The 21638-nt window shown below is 53.1% G+C and carries 23 protein-coding genes; 14 read left to right on the forward strand and 9 right to left on the reverse strand.

Going from position 1 to position 21638, the window contains the following annotated elements; translation table 11 throughout:
- Window positions 1-24: 24 nt before the first annotated feature.
- Together acpT and ACJHYW_RS10370 are read right to left on the reverse strand one after the other, a co-directional pair.
- Window positions 25-612, reverse strand: coding sequence for a 4'-phosphopantetheinyl transferase AcpT (acpT, locus tag ACJHYW_RS10365; RefSeq protein WP_000285789.1), 588 nt, complete (start codon window positions 610-612; stop codon window positions 25-27).
- Window positions 613-666: 54 nt separating this feature from the next.
- Window positions 667-1716: an AI-2E family transporter gene (locus tag ACJHYW_RS10370; RefSeq protein WP_001361522.1), complete on the reverse strand. Its 1050-nt coding sequence runs from the start codon at window positions 1714-1716 to the stop codon at window positions 667-669.
- Window positions 1717-1814: 98 nt separating this feature from the next.
- Between ACJHYW_RS10370 and ACJHYW_RS10375 the strand changes: the two genes are divergently transcribed.
- Window positions 1815-3065, forward strand: coding sequence for an MFS transporter (locus ACJHYW_RS10375; RefSeq protein ID WP_001361521.1), 1251 nt, complete (start codon window positions 1815-1817; stop codon window positions 3063-3065).
- Window positions 3066-3068: 3 nt separating this feature from the next.
- Here the strand turns inward: ACJHYW_RS10375 and dcrB are convergent, their stop codons facing one another.
- Both dcrB and ACJHYW_RS10385 read right to left on the reverse strand, forming a co-directional pair.
- Window positions 3069-3626, reverse strand: a complete 558-nt coding sequence (dcrB, locus tag ACJHYW_RS10380) for a phage sensitivity protein DcrB (RefSeq protein WP_001245295.1) — start codon at window positions 3624-3626, stop codon at window positions 3069-3071.
- Between the two features lie 72 nt (window positions 3627-3698).
- On the reverse strand, window positions 3699-4364 hold the full coding sequence (locus tag ACJHYW_RS10385; protein ID WP_001100462.1) for a 7-cyano-7-deazaguanine/7-aminomethyl-7-deazaguanine transporter: 666 nt from the start codon (window positions 4362-4364) through the stop codon (window positions 3699-3701).
- A gap of 220 nt (window positions 4365-4584) precedes the next feature.
- Between ACJHYW_RS10385 and tusA the strand changes: the two genes are divergently transcribed.
- Window positions 4585-4830 carry a sulfurtransferase TusA gene (tusA, locus tag ACJHYW_RS10390; RefSeq protein ID WP_000130623.1) on the forward strand — a complete coding sequence of 82 codons (246 nt, stop codon included), beginning with the start codon at window positions 4585-4587 and terminating at the stop codon, window positions 4828-4830.
- Window positions 4831-5044: 214 nt separating this feature from the next.
- Window positions 5045-5353, forward strand: a complete 309-nt coding sequence (locus ACJHYW_RS10395; protein WP_000385055.1) for a hypothetical protein — start codon at window positions 5045-5047, stop codon at window positions 5351-5353.
- 32 nt (window positions 5354-5385) lie between these two features.
- Here ACJHYW_RS10395 and zntA read toward each other — a convergent pair whose 3' ends face one another.
- Window positions 5386-7584, reverse strand: a complete 2199-nt coding sequence (gene zntA / locus ACJHYW_RS10400; protein ID WP_000106503.1) for a Zn(II)/Cd(II)/Pb(II) translocating P-type ATPase ZntA — start codon at window positions 7582-7584, stop codon at window positions 5386-5388.
- A 73-nt stretch (window positions 7585-7657) separates the two neighbouring features.
- A complete protein-coding gene (locus tag ACJHYW_RS10405) occupies window positions 7658-8284 on the reverse strand; it encodes a lysoplasmalogenase (protein ID WP_000964718.1) in 627 nt (208 codons plus the stop codon).
- Between the two features lie 140 nt (window positions 8285-8424).
- Between ACJHYW_RS10405 and ACJHYW_RS10410 the strand changes: the two genes are divergently transcribed.
- Window positions 8425-8784: a DUF2500 domain-containing protein gene (locus ACJHYW_RS10410; RefSeq protein WP_000042886.1), complete on the forward strand. Its 360-nt coding sequence runs from the start codon at window positions 8425-8427 to the stop codon at window positions 8782-8784.
- A 2-nt stretch (window positions 8785-8786) separates the two neighbouring features.
- Here ACJHYW_RS10410 and ACJHYW_RS10415 read toward each other — a convergent pair whose 3' ends face one another.
- Together ACJHYW_RS10415 and rsmD are read right to left on the reverse strand one after the other, a co-directional pair.
- Window positions 8787-9056, reverse strand: coding sequence for a DUF1145 family protein (locus ACJHYW_RS10415; protein ID WP_001295207.1), 270 nt, complete (start codon window positions 9054-9056; stop codon window positions 8787-8789).
- Window positions 9046-9642, reverse strand: coding sequence for a 16S rRNA (guanine(966)-N(2))-methyltransferase (gene rsmD / locus ACJHYW_RS10420; RefSeq protein ID WP_000743203.1), 597 nt, complete (start codon window positions 9640-9642; stop codon window positions 9046-9048). Before rsmD ends, ACJHYW_RS10415 begins: the two co-directional genes overlap by 11 nt.
- 149 nt (window positions 9643-9791) lie before the next feature.
- On the opposite strand from rsmD, the gene ftsY reads away from it, so the two are divergent.
- From ftsY to livJ, 5 genes are all read left to right on the forward strand, one after another.
- Window positions 9792-11279, forward strand: coding sequence for a signal recognition particle-docking protein FtsY (ftsY, locus tag ACJHYW_RS10425; RefSeq protein ID WP_001040650.1), 1488 nt, complete (start codon window positions 9792-9794; stop codon window positions 11277-11279).
- 2 nt (window positions 11280-11281) lie between these two features.
- On the forward strand, window positions 11282-11950 hold the full coding sequence (gene ftsE, locus ACJHYW_RS10430) for a cell division ATP-binding protein FtsE (protein WP_000617723.1): 669 nt from the start codon (window positions 11282-11284) through the stop codon (window positions 11948-11950).
- Entirely contained in the window at window positions 11943-13001 is a 1059-nt protein-coding gene (gene ftsX / locus ACJHYW_RS10435; RefSeq protein WP_001042003.1) for a permease-like cell division protein FtsX, read from the forward strand. The genes ftsE and ftsX overlap by 8 nt, the downstream gene beginning before the upstream one ends.
- Window positions 13002-13245: 244 nt before the next feature.
- Complete coding sequence (gene rpoH, locus ACJHYW_RS10440; RefSeq protein WP_000130217.1) at window positions 13246-14100, forward strand: RNA polymerase sigma factor RpoH; 855 nt, start codon at window positions 13246-13248, stop codon at window positions 14098-14100.
- A 271-nt stretch (window positions 14101-14371) separates the two neighbouring features.
- Window positions 14372-15475, forward strand: a complete 1104-nt coding sequence (livJ, locus tag ACJHYW_RS10445) for a branched chain amino acid ABC transporter substrate-binding protein LivJ (protein ID WP_001021994.1) — start codon at window positions 14372-14374, stop codon at window positions 15473-15475.
- A 199-nt stretch (window positions 15476-15674) separates the two neighbouring features.
- On the opposite strand, the gene panM is transcribed toward livJ, so the two are convergent.
- Window positions 15675-16058: an aspartate 1-decarboxylase autocleavage activator PanM gene (panM, locus tag ACJHYW_RS10450; RefSeq protein WP_000778796.1), complete on the reverse strand. Its 384-nt coding sequence runs from the start codon at window positions 16056-16058 to the stop codon at window positions 15675-15677.
- A gap of 423 nt (window positions 16059-16481) precedes the next feature.
- On the opposite strand from panM, the gene livK reads away from it, so the two are divergent.
- From livK to livF, 5 genes are read left to right on the forward strand one after another with little or no spacing between them, the layout of a single operon-like run.
- The gene (gene livK / locus ACJHYW_RS10455) at window positions 16482-17591 is read left to right on the forward strand and encodes a high-affinity branched-chain amino acid ABC transporter substrate-binding protein LivK (RefSeq protein WP_001361520.1); all 1110 of its coding nucleotides are present in this window, start codon (window positions 16482-16484) and stop codon (window positions 17589-17591) included.
- Window positions 17592-17638: 47 nt separating this feature from the next.
- The gene (gene livH / locus ACJHYW_RS10460) at window positions 17639-18565 is read left to right on the forward strand and encodes a high-affinity branched-chain amino acid ABC transporter permease LivH (protein WP_001295097.1); all 927 of its coding nucleotides are present in this window, start codon (window positions 17639-17641) and stop codon (window positions 18563-18565) included.
- Window positions 18562-19839, forward strand: a complete 1278-nt coding sequence (livM, locus tag ACJHYW_RS10465) for a branched chain amino acid ABC transporter permease LivM (RefSeq protein WP_000803817.1) — start codon at window positions 18562-18564, stop codon at window positions 19837-19839. The genes livH and livM overlap by 4 nt, the downstream gene beginning before the upstream one ends.
- A complete protein-coding gene (gene livG, locus ACJHYW_RS10470; protein WP_000082101.1) occupies window positions 19836-20603 on the forward strand; it encodes a high-affinity branched-chain amino acid ABC transporter ATP-binding protein LivG in 768 nt (255 codons plus the stop codon). The genes livM and livG overlap by 4 nt, the downstream gene beginning before the upstream one ends.
- A 1-nt stretch (window position 20604) precedes the next feature.
- A complete protein-coding gene (gene livF, locus ACJHYW_RS10475) occupies window positions 20605-21318 on the forward strand; it encodes a high-affinity branched-chain amino acid ABC transporter ATP-binding protein LivF (protein WP_000416625.1) in 714 nt (237 codons plus the stop codon).
- Window positions 21319-21638 lie beyond the last annotated feature (320 nt).

The raw sequence follows: 21638 nt of genomic DNA on the forward strand, positions 1-21638 counted from the left end.
TAGATGGGCAGTCGGGTGGGCGGATCAGTTAACTGAATCGATCCATTGCACACTGTCGGCGGTGAGCGTAAAGGGGGTAGGGGTGCAGATCGCCAGGCTTAAATTTTCTAGCTGACAATGGCTGACTGACAGCGAGGAGTTATAGGTGCTGTCTACGCTGACGATTTGCCAGGCGCTGCCGCCACGCTGTTTAACGATGGCTTCTTTGCGCGTCCAGATGCGCCAGAACATTTCCAGTTGCTGATCAGGATGCACGGCGTCCATCTCGGCATGTTCCCCAAGGCTGAATACGGCGTTCGCCAGCCAGCGCCAGTTGGCGCGCGGGCGAATCACTTCGATATCGCAGCCGACTTCGCCTTCATCGCTCAACAGCAGGGCGATATCGTCACCGCTATGGCTTAAGTTGAACCATAGCGGCGTTTCCGGCGCGAATGCAGGTTTGCCTTGTTCGCCATAGATGATCTCCGGTAGCGGGGAAAGCGTGTGCGAAAGCAATGCACGCCCCGCCAGCCAGCGTTCGCGTCGTGGACCTTGCGGTGCTTGCTCGCGTAAACCCGGTGGCAGAGGAGCTGCGCTTAAGGTCGAAACTTTCCCCAGAACTATCCGATACATATCAGGGCCAACGTTTAATGGAAAATGAAAGTGCGTATCGTAACACTTGTCGCCTCATCCCGGTAATCGACTTTTCGGTCTGCCCGGTCCCAGTAAAATCGCCAGTTTGCTACCGCCTTTGGTGGTTTCCATCCAGATTTTACACACGCTGGTTAATGGTACCGAAAGTAGCATCCCTACCGGGCCGAGCAGCCATCCCCAAATTAACAATGAAAGAAATACCACCATGGTGGACATCCCCAGGCGATGGCCCATCATCCGTGGTTCTAAAATATTGCCGATGACCATATGGACCACTAAAAACAATGCGCCGACCAGAATACATTCGTAAACGCCATTAAACAGCAGCACCTGAATCATTGGCGGTACGGCGGAAATTACCGCGCCGATATTGGGCACGTAGTTGAGCAAAAACGCCAGTACTGCCCACATCAGCGCAAACTGTACGCCCATTAGCGCCAGCCCCAGCCAGACGATTACGCCTGTCCATAAACTTAGCAGTGTCTTCAATGCAAGATAGTGCGAAACACCTTTTAAGGCGCGGTGTAGTCCGGCGATGTGAATCTGTGGATTATTCAACGCAAAACGCATTTTGTAAGGGACGTGGCGCACTTCAAACAGCATGAAAACTACGGTCATCACCAGCAAAAGCACGCTCGCCATTGCCCCGGAAAGCCCGGTCATTAGCGCCGTGGTGAAGGTAACCATTTTTTCCGAGTCCATCCGCTGCAGCATTCGCTCCGGCGACATATGCAAATTAAGAAAAGGCAACATCTCCTGCAATTTAAAAAGTTTGCGCGTCAGCTCCTTATTAAACTTCGGCAGCATAGAGATAAATTCGTTAAACGATGCCGCCAGTACGCCGACCAGCGCGGTTAGTGCGATCAGCATCACCACCACCACAATCGTAATGGCAACGGGGCGTTGTACTCCCCGACGAATAAACCAGGTGACGAGCGGGTTGAGGACGATGGCAAAAAACAGCGCCAGTAACAGCTGCACAATGATATCTGCCGCTGCGTGAATTCCCGCGAGGATCACCACCAGCGAGGCCAGCTTGAGCAGAATGTGCATGCCCGTTTTATCGGGTTGAGGGGTTTCCATTGGGGCTTCCTTGTGACTTTTTGTATTAAGTGTAGCGGGAGTCACGCCAGCAATATTCTGATTCTTACTGCTGATTTTCACGTCAGCACGTGGTAAAAATGAAACACTGTTGTAAAAATGTGGTGATCCTCATGCCCGAACCCGTAGCCGAACCCGCGCTAAACGGATTGCGCCTGAATTTGCGCATTGTCTCCATTGTCATGTTTAACTTCGCCAGCTACCTCACCATCGGGTTGCCGCTCGCTGTATTACCGGGCTATGTCCATGATGTGATGGGCTTTAGCGCTTTTTGGGCAGGATTGGTTATCAGCCTGCAATATTTCGCCACCTTGCTGAGCCGCCCTCATGCCGGACGTTACGCCGATTTGCTGGGACCCAAAAAGATTGTCGTCTTTGGTTTATGCGGCTGCTTTTTGAGCGGTTTGGGGTATCTGACGGCAGGATTAACCGCCAGTCTGCCCGTCATCAGCCTGTTATTACTGTGCCTGGGGCGCGTGATCCTTGGGATTGGGCAAAGTTTTGCCGGAACGGGATCGACCCTATGGGGCGTTGGCGTGGTTGGTTCGCTGCATATCGGGCGGGTGATTTCGTGGAACGGCATTGTCACTTACGGGGCGATGGCGATGGGTGCGCCGTTAGGTGTCGTGTTTTATCACTGGGGCGGCTTGCAGGCGTTAGCGTTAATCATTATGGGCGTGGCGCTGGTGGCCATTTTGTTGGCGATCCCGCGTCCGACGGTAAAAGCCAGTAAAGGCAAACCGCTGCCGTTTCGTGCGGTGCTTGGGCGCGTCTGGCTGTACGGTATGGCGCTGGCACTGGCTTCCGCCGGATTTGGCGTTATCGCCACCTTTATCACGCTGTTTTATGACGCTAAAGGTTGGGACGGTGCGGCTTTCGCGCTGACGCTGTTTAGCTGTGCGTTTGTCGGTACGCGTTTGTTATTTCCTAACGGCATTAACCGTATCGGCGGCTTAAACGTGGCGATGATTTGCTTTAGCGTTGAGATAATCGGCCTGCTACTGGTTGGCGTGGCGACTATGCCGTGGATGGCGAAAATCGGCGTCTTACTCGCGGGGGCGGGGTTTTCGCTGGTGTTCCCGGCATTGGGCGTAGTGGCGGTAAAAGCGGTTCCGCAGCAAAATCAGGGGGCGGCGCTGGCAACTTACACCGTATTTATGGATTTATCGCTTGGCGTGACCGGACCACTGGCTGGGCTGGTGATGAGTTGGGCGGGCGTCCCGGTGATTTATCTGGCGGCGGCGGGACTGGTCGCAATCGCGTTATTACTGACGTGGCGATTAAAAAAACGGCCTCCGGTGGAAATACCTGAGGCCATCTCATCATCTTAAAACTTACTGAATAACCAGCGTATTAATGATGTTTTCTGCGGTGGTCTGTGCTTTTTGCTGATCGTCAGCGGGCAGCGTAATTTGCATGGTTAGCAGTTGATTACCCACGTTACCCAGAATAACGGAAGAGTACGCCGTCTGGCCTTTCGCGGAGATAATGCTGTCTAACTGCTGCATTTTGTGACCTTTCAGCTCAATGGCTTTATTGGTTACCACTTGCAGCTGCGGATCGCGGCTACGTTGCTGATCTTCCAGGCGCTTCGCCAGCACCGCCAGATCTTCTTTCGGATCATCGCCCATGATGACGATGACTGCTTTCTGCCCGGTGGCGTCGGACCAGACATGCATGTTATTAGCCTGCGTTCCCAGCTTACCGCTCTGGTCGGTCATATCCGCTGGCAGCGAGAAACTTAACTTGCCATCAAGCAGGTTGACGGGATTCCCGGTAGCGTTACTTTCCGCGACCGAACCCTGCGCCGTAGCGTTAGTGTCTTTATCATCACAGGCCGCAAGCCCCATAACCAGCAGGCCAATTCCGACATATTTAACCAGATTGCGCATTGAATTCTTCCTTTCGATAAACGGCCATAACGGCTCATTCATCCATCTTATCACAACTCTGATAACGAACCTTTAACTCGCCTGCAAAGCGTTGATTTCGGATTTATCTGCCAGTCTTTTCAACAGCATATTGAGTAATACGCCATACATTGGCAGGAAGAAAACGATACTGATTAACACTTTGAAACAGTAATCGACCAGCGCGATTTCCATCCAGTGTTCAGCCATAAAGGCATCCGGGCTACGCCAGAAGGCAATGAAGAAGAAGGCCAGCGTGTCGCTGACGTTACCAAACAGGGTGGAAGCCGTCGGTGCCAGCCACCAGTGACGACTCTGACGCAGGCGGTTAAAAACGTGCACGTCGAGGATCTGCCCCAGCGCGTAGGCCATGAAACTGGCGGTGGCGATACGGGCGACAAACAGGTTGAAGTGGGCGAGCGCGCCGAATCCTTGCCATGACCCCATATAAAACAGCGATGAGATGATGTAGGAGATCAGCAATGCGGGGATCATTACCGCAAAGATGATGCGACGAGCCAGCGGTGCGCCAAAAATACGCACAGTCAGGTCGGTAGCAAGGAAAATAAACGGAAAGCTAAACGCGCCCCAGGTGGTATGGAAACCAAAAATGGATACGGGAAGCTGAACCAGATAGTTACTGGAGGTGATCACCAGAAGATGAAATAACGATAACCAGAACAACGCCTTATAGCGTTGAGTTTGCGAGAAAACGTTCATATTGTACCTTTTTGATTAACCATTGGGGTGAGGGAACCCAATACGTACGACACGTCTGTTACCTTAACATAATAACGTGCTGACCCTTTTTTCGAGCCGCCGCATGATACTGCTTTACGTTAACAATGCAATGGTTAATTTTCACGCAATCGTTAACCTGGTTTGCTTACGGACTCACAGGGCGTAAACTAGCGCCGTTTTTTTATGTGATGAGAAGAAAATGACCGATCTCTTTTCCAGCCCTGACCACACACTCGACGCACTTGGCCTGCGCTGCCCGGAACCAGTAATGATGGTGCGCAAAACAGTGCGCAATATGCAGCCAGGTGAAACGTTGCTGATTATTGCTGACGATCCGGCGACGACACGCGATATTCCTGGGTTTTGTACCTTTATGGAACACGAACTGGTTGCGAAAGAGACGGATGGACTGCCTTATCGTTATTTGATTCGCAAATCGGGGTAAGGTGGATCAGGCTAGCGGACCGATCGCGCTCAATTTTGCGGCTTGCAACCGGTTTGTAGGACGGATAAAAAGTTCAAGCTGCATCTGGCGATACGGTGCGCAATGCCTGATGCGACGCTGTCGCGTCTTATCATGCCTACGAGTTCGATGCCCTGTGTAGGCCAGATAAGGCGTTTACGCCGCATCCGGCACGCAAACGTAATGGAATGCACAAATGGATTATTTAATTCCAGTTTGTCTGGCATTGCTGGGATTGCTCGCGATCTTCACCCCCAATTGGCTGATCCCTGTTTTTATCGTCGTGGGGGGATGGCTGGGGGTACTTGCCTGGGGTTGGCTCTGGCTAATGATTTTTTTACCTTTACTTAACGGTGTCGGGCTTGCTTATGCCCTGTGGTTGATGTTCAAAAGGCCATCCATAGCATCCCGCCTGGTTGCTGCATGCTGTGTTATCTCCGTCATTCTGATGTTAGCGCTTTATTATGCTTTCCTGACTATGCCGCCGTTCCCGCCTCAGCACTAAGCCTGATAGCCAGAGGCTATCAGGCAACACTTTTACTTCCTGCGCAACAATCTTAACGCATTCGCCGTCACCAGCACCGTCGCACCCGTATCTGCCAGCACCGCCAGCCATAGCCCGGTCATTCCTAACAGTGTGGTGACGAGGAAAACGCCTTTCAGCCCCAGCGCAATGGTGATGTTCTGGCGGATATTGGCGTGAGTGGCGCGTGCCAGTTCAATCATTTGCACCAGACCGCGCAGGTGGTTATGGGTTAATGCTGCATCGGCGGTTTCCAGCGCCACGTCTGTGCCACTGCCCATTGCAATCCCGATGGCGGCAGCTTTCATCGCTGGCGCGTCGTTAATACCATCACCGACCATCGCCAGCGGCGCATGTTGATTCAGCTCGGTCACCGCTTTGACTTTATCTTCCGGCAACAGGCCCGCTTTAAATTCCAGCCCCAACTCCCCGGCAATTGCCGCCGCGGCGCGTGGATTATCGCCGGTGAGGATCACTCCTTTAACCCCCAGCGCGTTCAGTTCACTGATAGCAGTTGCAGCATCGGCGCGCAGGGTATCCTGCAACGCAATGACACCCAGCACGTCATCATTACGTACTACCAGCACTACCGTTTGCCCGGCGCTTTCCAGTTCATTAATCAAACCAGCAAATGCATCAGCAGGATGTTTTCCGGCAGCGCATATCAACACGCGCTCACCGTTAACCTGCGCTTCAATGCCAGACCCGACCAGCGCCCGCTGTGATTGGGCGGTGGGAATGGCGAGTTCAGCAACCTGTGCTTCGCGCACAATGGCTTGTGCCAGTGGATGCGTCGCGCCTTGCTCGACCGCCGCCGCCAGTGTCAGCAGTTCAGATTCACTAATACCCGTTGCCGGATGAATCGCGGTAACGCGCGGTTTACCGACGGTCAGCGTACCGGTTTTATCAAACGCCACCTGGGTAACACGACCCAGCTGCTCCAGCGCCGCGCCGCCTTTAATCAACGCCCCACGACGCGCTGCTGCCGCCAGCCCGGAGGTAATCGCCGCGGGCGTGGAGATAACTAACGCACACGGGCAACCAATCAGCAGCAGCGTCAGCCCTTTATAAATCCACTCTTGCCAGCTGGCGGCAAACAGCAGCGGCGGCACCAGCGTTACCAGCAGGGCGACGGCCATAATCGCTGGCGTATAAATACGGCTGAAGCGGTCGATAAACCGCTCAATGGGCGCGCGGCGCTCTTCGGCTTCTTCGATCAGTTTCAGAATCCGGTCAATGGCGCTGGCACCCGGTTCTGACAGCACTTCCAGCGTTACCAGACGGTCTACGCTGGTGGCTCCTGCAGGAACTTTATCGCCCGTTGCGCGCTCCACAGGAATGGATTCGCCGGTCAGGGCGCTTTCATCAAAACTGGCAAACGGTGAGAGCAGTTTACCGTCGGCAGGCAAACGCCCACCTGCGGCGACTTCAATCACATCGCCAGGGCGCAGGCTGTTAATCGCCACCTCTTCACGCTCACCGTTACGCAGACGCGTGGCGGTTTCCGGTTTCAGCGCCATTAACGCGCTAACGCCCTGACGCGCGCGGCTGGCGGCCCAGCCTTCCAGTCGTTCACCAATCAAAAACAGCAGCAACACCATCGCAGCTTCAGCCGTTGCGCCAATAAACAGCGCACCAATAGCGGCTACGCTCATTAACGTTTCAATGGCGAAGTAGCTGCCGGATTTGATCAGCCGTAATGCCTGACGAGCAATCGGGTACAGCCCAACCAGCGTGGTCGCGATAAACGCCAGTTGCCCGAACGGATGATTGAACTGCTCCAGACCCCAGCTGATTGCCATCATCACGATTAGCGTAATCAGCGGCAGATTCTCTTTCAGGCGTGATGCTTGTGGTTCGTCGGTAGCCTGTTCATCGCGCAGGGAATAGCCCGCTTTTTGCACCGCAGATTCAACTTGTGCACGGATGTCATTGTCGGCATCCACCACCAGTTTTTCGGTGGCGAACAACACCTGTACCTGATTCACGCCTGCAAGCTGGCGCACGGCATTTTCTACCTTGCGCGCACAGGCGGCGCAGTCCATGCCGCTGACTTTCCAGCTATAGCGGGTGCCGGAGACGTTTTCAGAGAGCGTTGGCGTGCTGGAACATGCGCCGTCGCAGCAACAGTCGTTGGTGTTCTGTACCGTAGTTAGCGGTTTGAACGCAGCAAAGTGAGGGGCTTTCTTGCCGTGATTGTCAGGAGTCGACATGGCATCCTCCGGTTAAGTTTTTTCTCATTAACCGAAGGATACACTCTGGAGTCGACTCCAGAGTCAAGTTTTATCAGAGATACAGCGAGCGGACGATGAGGAAATGACCGGCAAAGTAGCAGGCCGCAGCAATCGCGTTATCTGCCCGGAAGCGGCGGCGATAGTGACTACCCAGCCAGACAAAGTTACTGATAAATAGCAACGAAGCGCCGACAAACGCAGAGAGCGCCGGAGCGGTCGGACGGAAGAACCACAGTTCACCTGCCAGCCACACCATCACCAGCGTCATGCCGATAAACGTGCAGATAGGCCAACGATACTCTTCCAGCCGCGTCCAGATAATCGCCAGTAACAGCGCACCCAGAACCAGCAACACCAGTGGCAGAGGCCAGAAGAAAGAGAGCGTCATCTGACTGGCGAAATAGATGGTGTACAGCAGGTGCGAGAGGAAAAACGCGCCGATGGCGTACATCAGACGTTGACGTGGCAACAGGGTTAGCGCATCGCCCAGCAGTGAGGCGCACAGTCCCGCCAGCACCAGATAGCTAATGGCGTCGAACATCGGCGCTTGCCAGGCCAGCAACAGCAGGAGAAGAAGGGTTAATGGTTTAAATACCCAGCGTTGCCAGGTTGGCCCACGATACGATGCATCCACAGATAGCCATGCGGAAAGACAGACAGCGATAAACGACCAAAGCATCTTAGTTCCTTGAATTCGTTATTTTTTCGTAAGCGGAATGCCTACGGTCTTGCTTCCAGTTTAGTGGCGAGGGTGGACGGATGACAACACCATAACTGGCAGGGTATGCTTATTTCCGCATTTTCCGATGAGGGATAAAGATGAGTAAACCACCTCTTTTCTTTATTGTTATCATTGGCTTAATCATCGTCGCCGCATCGTTTCGTTTTATGCAACAACGACGGGAAAAAGCTGATAATGATATGGCACCGCTCCAGCAAAAGCTGGTGGTGGTGAGCAACAAGCGGGAAAAACCGATTAACGATCGCCGTTCGCGCCAGCAGGAAGTGACTCCGGCAGGCACCAGTATGCGCTATGAGGCAAGCTTCAAACCGCAAAGCGGAGGAATGGAGCAGACGTTTCGCCTCGACGCCCAGCAGTACCACGCCCTGACAGTGGGCGATAAAGGTACGCTGAGCTATAAAGGAACGCGCTTTGTCAGCTTTGTTGGCGAACAATAAGGTTATTTTTTAACTTTAAATTTCTTCTGCCAGACCAGCAGTTCAAACACGCCGAAAAGGAAAATGCGCACCTTTTCGGCGGTGGTCATCTGCGGGCCATCTTTCGGCAAAGTGGATTTCAATAGCGCCAGCTGCATACCATGCATCAGCACGGTAAAAATCAGCGCCACGTTAACAAAAATATTCAGCGGACGTGGGAAGGGATGCACCAGGTTGAGGATTAAAAATCCCCAAACGCAGAGCATTAACAAACGTCCAATATTAATCAACATCACTTTCTCCTTGTGCTTCGCGTCGATACAGCCGATAAGCCACCTGACCCGCCACTTTTTCCCGATGTAATGACCAGTTCGCCGGAACAGTGGGCAGACCGTTTTCGACTTCGCTTTCGACATAAATCAGGGCTTCGTCAGCCAGCCAGCCGTTATCTTCCAGTAAATTTATCGTCTCTTCTAACAATCCACGGCGGAACGGTGGATCGACAAACACGATATTATGCGGTGTGCCTTTTTGCGCCAGGAATGACATCGCGTTGCTGTTCACCACGCGTGCATTGCCTGCTTTTAGTGTCGCCAGATTCTTAATTAACTGCTGAGAAACCACGCGATCCATCTCAATCAACGTGGCCCCCGCAGCGTAGCGCGATAACGCTTCCAGCCCCAGCGCGCCGCTCCCGGCGAAGCAATCCAGACATTGGGCGTCAACAATGACCGGAGCCAGCCAGTTAAACAACGTTTCGCGTACGCGGTCGGTGGTGGGGCGCAGACCTGGACTATCAGGAACCGGGAGTTTACGGCCTCGCCACTGCCCGCCAATAATGCGGATTTGGCCGCTGCCGGAATGATTCGGTTTTTTCATGATAAATTGCTCAATCCGCCAGATAACACATACTTGCAGGCGGTGATGTGAATTAAGTTAAGTGATAGACTATTTCATCATTTTTTTAGCTGCTATGTACATAGCGTTAACGCTGTGCCATGAAGCAACAGCGAGGAGTGTAGTCGCAAATGGCGAAAGAAAAAAAACGTGGCTTTTTTTCCTGGCTGGGCTTTGGTCAAAAAGAGCAGACCCCGGAAAAAGAGACAGAAGTTCAGAATGAACAACCGGTTGTAGAAGAAATCGTTCAGGCGCAAGAGCCTGTGAAGGCTTCTGAACAAGCCGTTGAAGAGCAGCCGCAGGCGCATACTGAGGCCGAGGCGGAAACTTTTGCTGCCGACGTTGTGGAAGTCACTGAACAGGTTGCTGAAAGTGAAAAAGCGCAGCCTGAAGCGGAAGTCGTTGCACAGCCGGAACTGGTCGCAGAAGAAACGCCGGAGCCAGTGGCTATCGAGCGTGAAGAACTGCCGTTGCCGGAAGACGTCAACGCCGAAGATGTTTCGCCAGAAGAGTGGCAGGCCGAAGCGGAAACCGTAGAGATTGTCGAAGCGGCGGAAGAAGAAGCGGCTAAAGAAGAAATCACCGACGAAGAGCTGGAAGCACAGGCGCTGGCTGCCGAAGAGGCGGTGATAGTGGTTTCTCCGGCAGAAGAAGAGCAGCCGGTGGAAGAAATCGCTCAGGAGCAGGAAAAACCGACCAAAGAAGGTTTCTTCGCGCGCCTGAAACGCAGCCTGTTAAAAACCAAAGAAAATCTCGGTTCCGGATTTATCAGCCTGTTCCGCGGTAAAAAAATCGACGATGATCTGTTTGAAGAGCTGGAAGAACAGCTGTTGATCGCCGATGTGGGCGTGGAAACCACACGTAAAATTATCACCAATCTGACGGAAGGCGCATCCCGCAAGCAGCTTCGTGATGCCGAGGCGCTCTATGGCCTGCTGAAAGAAGAGATGGGCGAGATTCTGGCGAAAGTCGATGAGCCGCTGAATGTTGAAGGTAAAACGCCGTTCGTGATCCTGATGGTGGGCGTCAACGGTGTGGGTAAAACCACGACGATTGGTAAGCTGGCGCGTCAGTTTGAGCAGCAGGGTAAATCGGTGATGCTGGCGGCAGGCGATACTTTCCGTGCGGCAGCGGTTGAACAGCTTCAGGTCTGGGGTCAGCGCAACAATATTCCGGTGATTGCCCAGCATACCGGTGCGGATTCCGCTTCTGTTATCTTCGACGCCATTCAGGCCGCTAAAGCGCGTAACATCGACGTCCTGATTGCCGATACCGCCGGACGCCTGCAAAACAAATCGCACCTGATGGAAGAGTTGAAGAAAATCGTCCGCGTGATGAAGAAACTCGACGTTGAAGCTCCGCATGAAGTTATGCTGACTATTGATGCCAGCACCGGGCAGAATGCGGTAAGCCAGGCCAAACTGTTCCACGAAGCCGTTGGCTTAACCGGCATCACGCTAACGAAACTGGACGGCACGGCGAAAGGCGGGGTAATTTTCTCGGTGGCTGACCAGTTTGGTATCCCTATCCGCTACATTGGTGTCGGCGAACGTATTGAGGATTTGCGTCCGTTTAAGGCGGACGACTTTATAGAGGCACTTTTTGCCCGAGAGGATTAACAATGATTCGCTTTGAACATGTCAGCAAGGCTTATCTCGGTGGGAGACAGGCGCTGCAGGGCGTTACGTTCCATATGCAGCCGGGTGAGATGGCGTTTCTGACCGGTCATTCCGGCGCAGGGAAAAGTACCCTCCTGAAGCTGATCTGTGGGATTGAGCGGCCCAGCGCCGGGAAAATCTGGTTTAGCGGCCATGACATCACGCGTCTGAAAAACCGTGAAGTTCCGTTTCTGCGCCGCCAGATTGGCATGATTTTCCAGGATCACCATCTACTGATGGACCGTACTGTCTACGATAATGTGGCGATCCCGCTGATTATCGCCGGTGCCAGCGGTGACGATATTCGTCGCCGGGTGTCGGCGGCACTGGATAAAGTCGGGCTACTGGACAAAGCGAAGAACTTTCCTATTCAGCTTTCCGGCGGTGAACAACAACGTGTTGGCATTGCCCGCGCGGTGGTGAACAAGCCTGCGGTACTGCTGGCGGATGAACCGACCGGTAACCTGGACGACGCGTTGTCGGAAGGCATTTTACGTCTGTTTGAAGAGTTTAACCGCGTTGGGGTAACCGTATTGATGGCAACGCACGACATCAACCTGATCTCGCGGCGTTCCTATCGCATGCTCACCCTGAGCGATGGTCACTTGCATGGAGGCGTGGGCCATGAATAAGCGCGATGCAATCAATCATATTCGGCAGTTTGGCGGGCGTCTGGATCGCTTCCGTAAATCGGTCGGCGGCTCTGGCGACGGCGGTCGTAACGCGCCAAAACGGGCGAAATCCTCGCCAAAACCGGTAAATCGCAAAACCAACGTTTTCAACGAACAGGTGCGCTATGCCTTCCACGGCGCATTGCAGGATCTGAAAAGCAAACCGTTCGCCACGTTTTTAACGGTGATGGTTATCGCCATCTCCCTGACGCTGCCCAGCGTCTGTTATATGGTGTACAAAAACGTTAACCAGGCGGCGACGCAATATTATCCGTCACCGCAAATCACTGTTTATCTGCAAAAAACGCTGGACGATGACGCCGCTGCGGGCGTGGTGGCACAGTTGCAGGCCGAGCAAGGCGTGGAGAAAGTGAATTATCTTTCTCGTGAAGACGCACTGGGCGAGTTCCGTAACTGGTCTGGTTTTGGTGGTGCGCTGGATATGCTGGAAGAAAACCCGCTTCCGGCAGTGGCGGTGGTGATCCCGAAACTCGATTTTCAGGGGACGGAATCACTGAATACGCTGCGTGATCGTATCACCCAGATCAACGGCATTGACGAAGTGCGGATGGATGACAGCTGGTTTGCCCGTCTGGCGGCGTTAACCGGGCTGGTCGGGCGCGTTTCCGCGATGATCGGCGTGTTGATGGTGGCAGCAGTGTTCCTCGTCATCGGTAACAGTGTGCGCCTGAGTATCTTTGCTCGCCGTGACTCCATTAACGTGCAGAAACTGATTGGTGCGACGGATGGTTTCATCCTGCGCCCGTTCCTATACGGAGGCGCATTGCTGGGATTTTCTGGCGCATTGTTGTCATTAATTTTGTCAGAAATTCTGGTGCTGCGATTGTCATCGGCGGTTGCGGAAGTGGCGCAGGTTTTCGGAACGAAGTTTGATATCAATGGTTTATCGTTCGATGAATGCCTGCTATTGCTGCTGGTATGCTCGATGATTGGCTGGGTGGCAGCGTGGCTTGCCACGGTACAACATTTACGCCACTTTACGCCTGAATAATAAAAGCGTGTTATACTCTTTCCCTGCAATGGGTTCCGTAGCAGGGAAAGAGACCCCGTTGTCTCTTCCCGGTATTTCATCTCTATGTCACATTTTGTGCGTAATTTATTCACAGCGTTGCATTGAACTTGTGGATAAAATCACTGTCTGATAAAACAGTGAATGATAACCTCGTTGCTCTTAAGCTCTGGCACAGTTGTTGCTACCACTGAAGCGCCAGAAGATATCGATTGAGAGGATTTGAATGACTGACAAAATGCAAAGTTTAGCTTTAGCCCCAGTTGGCAACCTGGATTCCTACATCCGGGCAGCTAACGCGTGGCCGATGTTGTCGGCTGACGAGGAGCGGGCGCTGGCTGAAAAGCTGCATTACCATGGCGATCTGGAAGCAGCTAAAACGCTGATCCTGTCTCACCTGCGGTTTGTTGTTCATATTGCTCGTAATTATGCGGGCTATGGCCTGCCACAGGCGGATTTGATTCAGGAAGGTAACATCGGCCTGATGAAAGCAGTGCGCCGTTTTAACCCGGAAGTGGGTGTGCGCCTGGTCTCCTTCGCCGTTCACTGGATCAAAGCAGAGATCCACGAATACGTTCTGCGCAACTGGCGTATCGTCAAAGTTGCGACCACCAAAGCGCAGCGCAAACTGTTCTTCAACCTGCGTAAAACCAAGCAGCGTCTGGGCTGGTTTAACCAGGATGAAGTCGAAATGGTGGCCCGTGAACTGGGTGTAACCAGCAAAGACGTACGTGAGATGGAATCACGTATGGCGGCACAGGACATGACCTTTGACCTGTCTTCCGACGACGATTCCGACAGCCAGCCGATGGCTCCGGTGCTCTATCTGCAGGATAAATCATCTAACTTTGCCGACGGCATCGAAGATGATAACTGGGAAGAGCAGGCGGCAAACCGTCTGACCGACGCGATGCAAGGTCTGGACGAGCGTAGCCAGGATATCATCCGCGCGCGCTGGCTGGACGAAGACAACAAGTCCACGTTGCAGGAACTGGCTGACCGTTACGGCGTTTCCGCTGAGCGTGTGCGCCAGCTGGAAAAGAACGCGATGAAAAAATTGCGCGCTGCCATTGAAGCGTAATTTCCGCTATTAAGCAGAGAACCCTGGATGAGAGTCCGGGGTTTTTGTTTTTTGGGCCTCTACAATAATCAGTTTCCCCCTCCGGCAAAACGCCAATCCCCACGCAGATTGTTAATAAACTGTCAAAATAGCTATTCCAATATCATAAAAATGGGGTATGTTTTAGCAGAGTATGCTGCTAAAGCACGGGTAGCTACGTATAAAACGAAATAAAGTGCTGCACAACAACATCACAACACACGTAATAACCAGAAGAGTGGGGATTCTCAGGATGAACATAAAGGGTAAAGCGTTACTGGCAGGATGTATCGCGCTGGCATTCAGCAATATGGCTCTGGCAGAAGATATTAAAGTCGCGGTCGTGGGCGCAATGTCCGGTCCGGTAGCCCAGTACGGTGACCAGGAGTTTACTGGTGCTGAGCAGGCGGTTGCGGATATCAATGCTAAAGGCGGCATTAAAGGCAACAAACTGCAAATCGTGAAATATGACGATGCCTGTGACCCGAAACAGGCGGTTGCGGTGGCGAACAAAGTCGTTAACGACGGCATTAAATACGTGATTGGTCACCTCTGCTCTTCATCAACGCAGCCAGCGTCTGACATCTACGAAGACGAAGGCATTTTAATGATCACCCCAGCGGCAACCGCACCAGAGCTGACCGCCCGTGGCTATCAGCTGATCCTGCGCACCACCGGCCTGGACTCCGACCAGGGGCCGACGGCGGCGAAATATATTCTTGAGAAAGTGAAACCGCAACGCATTGCTATCGTTCACGACAAACAGCAGTACGGCGAAGGTCTGGCGCGTGCAGTGCAGGACGGCCTGAAGAAAGGCAATGCTAACGTGGTGTTCTTTGATGGTATCACCGCTGGGGAAAAAGATTTCTCAACCCTGGTGGCGCGTCTGAAGAAAGAGAATATCGACTTCGTTTACTACGGTGGTTATCACCCGGAAATGGGGCAAATCCTGCGTCAGGCACGCGCGGCAGGGTTGAAAACTCAGTTTATGGGGCCGGAAGGTGTGGCTAACGTTTCGCTGTCTAACATTGCGGGCGAATCAGCGGAAGGGCTGCTGGTGACCAAGCCGAAGAACTACGATCAGGTTCCGGCGAACAAACCCATTGTTGATGCGATCAAAGCGAAAAAACAGGACCCAAGCGGCGCGTTCGTCTGGACCACCTACGCCGCGCTGCAATCTTTGCAAGCGGGGCTGAATCAGTCTGACGATCCGGCGGAGATCGCTAAATACCTGAAAGCGAACTCGGTTGATACGGTGATGGGGCCGCTTAGCTGGGATGAGAAAGGCGATCTGAAAGGCTTTGAGTTCGGTGTGTTTGACTGGCACGCCAACGGCACGGCGACTGATGCGAAGTAATCATTAATCGGCAACTTTGGGTTGCCGCCAAATTGCTAATATCGAGTACGTTGCTTCATGCCGGATGCGGCGTAAACGCCTTATCCGGCCTACAAGATCCAAAGAAATCAGTAAATTGCAGCACACATTGTAGGCCTGATAAGCGTAGCGCATCAGGCAATTTCTCGTTGGTCATCACTTTTGAAATCAAACTTGACGATTAACGCTTCTCCCAGCCACCCTGTTGTGCCGTAAATCCCAGTGCTCGCATAAACGCCGTCATCACGCCGCGATCTTCCACGCCAGCATCCGCCATCCACCAACATGAAACGCCAGGATTGTTACGCAAAACCTCTTCCAGCAGATATTGCCCCACACCGCGACGTCGGGTGACTTCCCGCACGCGTAGAGAATCCAGTGCCCCCTCGGTGCCGCTTAAGGTTACCCGCACGGCAGCGAGCAGGCGCTCGTTAAAACGCGCGGCGTAGATACGGTGGTTATCGTCAACCTGTAAAGAGGAAGGGGAATACTCCGGCCAGATCTTTTGCAGGTCAATCCGGTCCTGGTCGCTAAAGTTTTCTAATCGAATGATGGTCAGCTTCATGGGGAACCCGTGTAAATCACAAAAGTGGAACCAGTGTAGCGAAATAATTTAATCGGAGGCTTTCTCTTTTTTATTTCTTTTGGCAGGTGATTAATTTTTTTTCAGCAATAATTACAAAGTTAAAACATTAGAGAATGAAAAATATCCAGCATAATCCCCTAAATGGTAGTGAATTATTCTGCCCTTTGTACCGTTATTTTATGCTGACAACGGCGCTTTTTTCTGTTTATCTATCAATAAATTCAGAATATTATCTGTTCTTAATTGACTGAAAAATAGGGATTTTAATCGCTATCATCACAAAATGCTGCGCTAAACCCTTAATCAGACAGGTAAAAACAGTGCAGTATAAAAAAAGAACAGTTTGATTTGTTAACACATAAAAACAAAGCAACACAACATCACGAATGGGGATTTTTGACTATGAAACGGAATGCGAAAACTATCATCGCAGGGATGATTGCACTGACAATTTCACACACCGCTATGGCTGACGATATTAAAGTCGCCGTTGTCGGCGCGATGTCCGGCCCGATTGCCCAGTGGGGCGATATGGAATTTAACGGCGCGCGTCAGGCAATTAAAGACATTAATGCCAAAGGGGGAATTAAGGGCGATAAACTGGTTGGCGTGGAATATGACGACGCCTGCGACCCGAAACAAGCCGTTGCGGTCGCCAACAAAATCGTTAACGACGGCATTAAATATGTTATTGGTCATCTGTGTTCCTCCTCTACCCAACCTGCATCAGATATCTATGAAGACGAAGGTATTCTGATGATCTCGCCGGGAGCGACCAATCCGGAGCTGACCCAACGCGGTTATCAATACATCATGCGTACTGCCGGGCTGGACTCTTCCCAGGGGCCAACGGCGGCAAAATACATTCTTGAGACGGTGAAGCCCCAGCGCATCGCCATCATTCACGACAAACAACAGTATGGCGAAGGACTGGCACGTTCGGTGCAGGACGGGCTGAAAGCGGCTAACGCCAACGTCGTCTTCTTCGACGGCATTACCGCTGGAGAGAAAGATTTCTCCGCGCTGATCGCCCGCCTGAAAAAAGAAAACATCGACTTCGTTTACTACGGCGGTTACTACCCGGAAATGGGGCAGATGCTGCGCCAGGCCCGTTCCGTTGGCCTGAAAACCCAGTTTATGGGGCCGGAAGGTGTGGGTAATGCGTCGTTGTCGAATATTGCTGGCGATGCTGCCGAAGGCATGTTGGTCACTATGCCAAAACGCTATGACCAGGATCCGGCAAACCAGGGCATCGTTGATGCGCTGAAAGCAGACAAGAAAGATCCATCCGGGCCATATGTCTGGATCACCTACGCGGCGGTGCAATCTCTGGCAACAGCCCTTGAGCGTATCGGCAGCGATGAGCCGCTGGCGCTGGTGAAAGATTTAAAAGCTAACGGTGCAAATACCGTGATTGGGCCGCTGAACTGGGATGAAAAAGGCGATCTTAAGGGATTTGATTTTGGTGTCTTCCAGTGGCACGCCGACGGTTCATCCACGGCAGCCAAGTGATCATCCCACCGCCCGTGAAAAACGGGCGGGTTTAGAAAGGTTACCTTATGTCTGAGCAGTTTTTGTATTTCTTGCAGCAGATGTTTAACGGCGTCACGCTGGGCAGTACCTACGCGCTGATAGCCATCGGCTACACCATGGTTTACGGCATTATCGGCATGATCAACTTCGCCCACGGTGAGGTTTATATGATCGGCAGCTACGTCTCCTTTATGATCATCGCTGCACTGATGATGCTGGGAATTGATACCGGCTGGCTGCTGGTGGCGGCGGGATTCGTTGGCGCAATCGTCATTGCCAGCGCCTACGGCTGGAGTATCGAACGGGTGGCCTATCGCCCGGTGCGTAACTCTAAGCGCCTGATTGCGCTCATCTCGGCAATCGGCATGTCCATCTTCCTGCAAAACTACGTCAGCCTGACCGAAGGTTCGCGCGACGTGGCGCTACCCAGCCTGTTTAACGGTCAGTGGGTTGTGGGCCATAGTGAAAACTTCTCTGCCTCTATTACCACCATGCAGGCGGTGATCTGGATTGTTACTTTCCTCGCCATGCTGGCGCTGACGATTTTCATTCGCTATTCCCGCATGGGGCGCGCCTGTCGTGCCTGCGCGGAAGATCTGAAAATGGCGAGCCTGCTTGGCATCAACACCGATCGGGTGATTGCGCTGACCTTTGTGATTGGCGCGGCGATGGCGGCGGTGGCGGGTGTGCTGCTCGGTCAGTTCTACGGCGTAATTAACCCCTACATCGGCTTTATGGCCGGGATGAAAGCCTTTACCGCTGCGGTGCTCGGTGGGATTGGCAGCATTCCGGGAGCGATGATTGGCGGCCTGATTCTGGGGATTGCGGAGGCGCTCTCTTCTGCCTATCTGAGTACGGAATATAAAGATGTGGTCTCATTCGCCCTGCTGATTCTGGTGTTGCTGGTGATGCCGACCGGTATTCTGGGTCGCCCGGAGGTAGAGAAAGTATGAAACCGATGCATATTGCAATGGCGCTGCTCTCTGCCGCTATGTTCTTTGTGCTGGCGGGCGTCTTTATGGGCGTGCAACTGGAGCTGGATGGCACCAAACTGGTGGTCGACACGGCTTCAGAGATCCGTTGGCAGTGGGTGTTTATCGGCACGGCGGTGGTCTTTTTCTTCCAGCTTTTGCGACCGGCTTTCCAGAAAGGGCTAAAAAGCGTTTCCGGGCCGAAGTTTATTCTGCCCGCGATTGATGGCTCCACGGTGAAGCAGAAACTGTTCCTCGTGGCGCTGCTGGTGCTTGCGGTGGCGTGGCCGTTTATGGTGTCACGCGGGACGGTGGATATCGCCACCCTGACCATGATCTACATTATTCTTGGTCTCGGGCTGAACGTGGTGGTAGGGCTTTCTGGTCTGCTGGTGCTGGGATACGGCGGCTTTTACGCCATCGGCGCTTACACTTTTGCGCTGCTCAATCACTATTACGGTCTGGGCTTCTGGACCTGTCTGCCGATTGCCGGGTTGATGGCGGCGGCGGCGGGCTTCCTGCTCGGCTTCCCGGTGTTGCGTCTGCGCGGTGACTATCTGGCGATCGTTACCCTCGGTTTCGGCGAAATTGTGCGCATATTGCTGCTCAATAACACTGAAATCACCGGCGGTCCGAACGGAATCAGTCAGATCCCCAAACCGACACTCTTCGGACTCGAGTTCAGTCGTACTGCCCGCGAAGGCGGCTGGGACACGTTCAGTAATTTCTTTGGCCTGAAATACGATCCCTCCGATCGCGTCATTTTCCTCTACCTGGTGGCGTTGCTGCTGGTGGTGTTAAGCCTGTTTGTCATTAACCGCCTGCTGCGGATGCCGCTGGGCCGCGCGTGGGAAGCGTTGCGTGAAGATGAAATCGCTTGTCGTTCGCTGGGCTTAAGCCCGCGTCGTATCAAGCTGACTGCTTTTACCATCAGTGCCGCGTTTGCCGGTTTTGCCGGAACGCTGTTCGCGGCGCGTCAGGGCTTTGTCAGTCCGGAATCCTTCACCTTTGCCGAATCGGCGTTTGTGCTGGCGATAGTGGTGCTCGGCGGTATGGGCTCGCAATTTGCAGTGATTCTGGCGGCAGTTCTGCTGGTGGTATCGCGCGAGTTGATGCGTGATTTCAACGAATACAGCATGTTAATGCTCGGTGGTTTGATGGTGCTGATGATGATCTGGCGTCCGCAGGGTTTGCTGCCCATGACGCGCCCGCAACTCAAGCTGAAAAACGGCGCAGCAAAAGGAGAGCAGGCATGAGTCAGCCATTATTATCTGTTAACGGCCTGATGATGCGCTTCGGCGGCCTGCTGGCGGTGAACAACGTCAATCTCGAACTGTACCCGCAGGAGATCGTCTCGTTAATCGGCCCTAACGGTGCCGGAAAAACCACGGTCTTCAACTGCCTGACCGGATTCTATAAACCCACCGGCGGCACCATTTTACTGCGCGATCAGCATCTGGAAGGTTTACCGGGGCAGCAAATTGCCCGCATGGGCGTGGTGCGCACCTTCCAGCATGTACGTCTGTTCCGTGAAATGACGGTGATTGAAAACCTGCTGGTGGCACAGCATCAGCAACTGAAAACCGGGCTGTTCTCCGGCCTGTTGAAAACACCCTCTTTCCGTCGCGCCCAGAGCGAAGCGCTCGACCGCGCCGCCACCTGGCTTGAGCGCATTGGTTTGCTGGAACATGCCAACCGTCAGGCGAGTAACCTGGCCTATGGTGACCAGCGCCGTCTGGAGATTGCCCGCTGTATGGTGACGCAGCCGGAGATTTTAATGCTCGACGAACCGGCAGCAGGTCTTAACCCGAAAGAGACGAAAGAGCTGGATGAGCTGATTGCCGAACTGCGTAACCATCACAACACCACTATCTTGTTGATTGAACATGATATGAAGCTGGTGATGGGGATTTCAGACAGAATTTACGTGGTCAATCAGGGGACGCCGCTGGCAAACGGTACACCGGAGCAGATCCGTAATAACCCGGACGTGATCCGTGCCTATTTAGGTGAGGCATAAGATGGAAAAAGTCATATTGTCCTTTGACAAAGTCAGCGCCCACTACGGCAAAATCCAGGCGCTGCATGAGGTGAGCCTGCATATCAATCAGGGCGAGATTGTCACCCTCATTGGCGCGAACGGGGCGGGGAAAACCACCTTGCTCAGCACGTTATGCGGCGATCCGCGCGCCACCAGTGGGCGAATTGTGTTTGATGATAAAGACATTACCGACTGGCAGACAGCGAAAATCATGCGCGAAGCGGTGGCGATTGTTCCGGAAGGGCGTCGTGTTTTCTCGCGGATGACGGTGGAAGAGAACCTGGCGATGGGCGGCTTTTTTGCCGAACGCGACCAGTTCCAGGAGCGCATAAAGTGGGTCTATGAACTGTTTCCACGTCTGCATGAGCGCCGTATTCAGCGGGCGGGCACCATGTCCGGCGGTGAACAGCAGATGCTGGCGATTGGTCGCGCGCTGATGAGCAATCCGCGTTTGTTGTTACTTGATGAGCCATCGCTCGGTCTTGCGCCGATTATCATCCAGCAAATTTTCGACACCATCGAGCAGCTGCGCGAGCAGGGGATGACTATCTTCCTCGTCGAGCAGAACGCCAACCAGGCGCTAAAGCTGGCGGATCGCGGCTACGTGCTGGAAAACGGTCATGTTGTGCTCTCCGATACTGGTGATGCGCTGCTGGCGAACGAAGCGGTGAGAAATGCGTATTTAGGCGGGTAATAACACGTTGATTGATAAGGAGTCAAAAGACTCCTTTGAGACAGGTTACAAATGTAAAATTGCCTGATGCGCTGCGCTTATCAGGCCTACTGGGTGAGTTGCAATATATTGAATTTGCACGATCTTGTAGGCCGGATAAGGCGTTTACGCCGCATCCGGCATGAAACGATGAGCAATCTGTAGAGTTTGATTCAGACCTTCTATTTTTCCCGCTTATCCGTGCCCCATCTCCCATTTTCCCTCGCCCGCGCCGTCACCGCCTTGTCATCTTTCTGACACCTTACTATCTTAAAAATGTAACAAAAAAGTTATTTTTCTGT

This window comes from Escherichia sp. WS3063, from assembly GCF_046486595.1.
GTDB lineage: Bacteria > Pseudomonadota > Gammaproteobacteria > Enterobacterales > Enterobacteriaceae > Escherichia > Escherichia coli.